Here is a 2,468-nt window from a genome sequence, read left to right as displayed (position 1 = left end):
TTTTAGATAAGTTACCAATTCAAGTTGGGACGTTGAACTTGAAAAATGTCGATGTTGCTTATCAAAACAAGCTCTATCCATTCCCAAGTTTTGTTGTAAAACCATACAAACACAGCATTGATGTTGACTTTGAAATAGGTAGTGTTGAGTATTCGGGAGTTTCTGTCGATGGTGGTAACTTTAAGTTTGAAGTTCTTAAAGATAAGCTACGCATAATTGAATCAAATTTTCATAAAAATAGCACAGAGGTCGTTTTAACGGGAGTTATTAGCAACTCGATCAACTCAGATTTAAAGATTGATTATAAGGGACGAGTTGAGGAGTTTATACCGAATACAATTATTGAGGACTATAAATTAAGTGGAGTTTGTGAATGTGAGTTTGTTGTTAAGGGAAATTTACTTAAGGCTCCAAGAGTTAAATCTAAATTGAAATTAGAAAGTTTAAAGAGTATCTATGCCGATTTGGATGAAGCAAAGTTAGACGTGGCATATAGTGATAAACTTCTAATGCTATCAAATGCTAGAGTGATCAAAAATAACGCCGATGCTATTTTGAAGACACCAGTTAAAATTGATCTAAATACTAAATTAGTTTCTGTAATAAATATTCAAAGTCGAGGGATTCATACTCATGATGCTTTAAAATTCTTAGGGCCTGATTTTAAAATTTTGAATGGAAACCTTTATGGTGATGTTGATATAAAAATAGATAAAGAAAATTTTTATATTCGCGCTCTTGAAGATGTTACGGTTAAAAACTTTCATCTTGGGTTTAGTGAGAAGATTATGAGCTCTGATGAGTTTAGCATCTCTAATATGAAATTTGCGATTGAGGATGATGTAAAGATTGAAGGTCTTGTAAATATCAAGGGGAAAAAGTTAAATTACTTTGGAACTCTGGGGAAAAAAGGACTCGACATCGAGGCTAAGAGTAGAGACTTTGAAATTGGTAATCTCGGCGGTGCTATTGGAAAGGTTGTAAAAGGTCACTCTGGAATGAGTGCTCACTTCATTGGTCCTTATGAGAAAGTCATCTTAAATTTGAAGGCGAATAGGCTTAAGAACTTTGAAGTTTTGGACTTTAGTGTACCAGGACTCGTCGAAGCAGATGTTAGTCTCGATTTAAACACGCTTAAATTAAATGTTAATAGAATGACAACAGTAGAAGGAAATAAACTAAATGCTACTGGGGTTGTTGATTTTCAAAAAAGTGATTTGAACCTAGGGTTCGATATCTCGAATGTTTACTTTGCAGCTCTTCCTAAGAGTTTAAAGCCAATCTGGAAAGAAATTTCCCCATTTGTTGAACCATTTGAGGGACGTTTTGGTGGAGCTTTAACTATTTCAGGTGGTTTCGAAAATTTAAGAATTCACTCAACATTAACTTCAAATAGAATTAGCTTCTATGAGGAGCCATTTACGAGTTTTAATCTTTCATTCTATGTCGATAATGACGGAGTATTTATTGACAGAATTAATGCTAGAAAAAACAAGGCCCTTTTAAACCTGTCTTTAGAGTATCTTTTTAAATCAGGGATAAAGTCAGGAGCATTTAAGATAGATAATCTAAAGTTGAATGACTTAAACGTTTATCGACGTCTAGGATTAGGATATGACGGTGTAATTCAATTGAGATCAGATTTCTTTGATGATGGAAAGAAAGCTGATCTTGAAATGTCTATTCGTAAGTCTAGTGTTGGAAGAAAGAAGTTAAGACCATCTCGTTTAAAGCTTTCTCTAAATGACGAAAGAATTTCAATGAATGGTTCACTTCTTGGAGGGAAAGCAGATTTTAACGGAAATGTCTTTGTTGGAAAGAGAAAGAACGAGCTTTCGACCTTTAATTCTTCGATTGCTGTAACAGACTTAAAAACTGTTCTTGGTATTCTCTCTCTTCATAATATCTATGACACTGATCTGAGAGGAGAAGTGCTTGGAAATATTAATGCTGGATTTAAAGTTGGGAATCTAGATGAAATAGACTTAGATTTATCTTTAGATAAATTTAGAATTCAAAAACTAAATAAGTTCCTAACCCTTACTGAACCAGGAATCATAAAAATCTCTAAATCAAATATCGAGAAGATTTCGATGAAGGTAAGAGGGACAGGTGGTTATTATAATCTCTTAGGGAGCGGATCTTTAAGTAAAGACTTAAAACTAGAGCAAAGCTTTAATCTTGATTTTTCATTTGCTCAACTTCTCACATCTGTTATTTCGCAATCACGAGGGAGGGTTTACGGTCGTGGTGTTCTTTCAGGAAGTCTGAAAGATATAAAGCACTACCATGAAGTGAACTCTGAGAATATTGCATTTAAAATCAATAAGCTTCCAATTGCATTCGAGTCAGGTGAAGTGAGATCGGTTATTAATGATAATGTTTGGAGTTTTGAAAGAGTTTCAATGAATATTGGTGGTGGTCAAGTCGTTGCTGAGGGAGAAGCTGAATTTTTATTTCCTTTTCCA

Annotated in this window: 1 protein-coding gene; it reads left to right on the top strand. The window is 34.0% G+C overall.

Going from position 1 to position 2,468, the window contains the following annotated elements; all coding sequences use genetic code 11:
• Positions 1-38: 38 nt before the first annotated feature.
• Positions 39-2,468, top strand: a 2,430-nt coding sequence (locus tag M901_RS14040) for a hypothetical protein (RefSeq protein WP_232422542.1), incomplete at its 3' end; no start/stop codon positions are given.

This window comes from Bacteriovorax sp. DB6_IX (genome assembly GCF_000447775.1).
Lineage (GTDB): Bacteria > Bdellovibrionota > Bacteriovoracia > Bacteriovoracales > Bacteriovoracaceae > Halobacteriovorax_A.
Note: the sequence above shows the minus strand (reverse complement) of the source record. Positions and strands in the feature narration are given on the sequence as shown.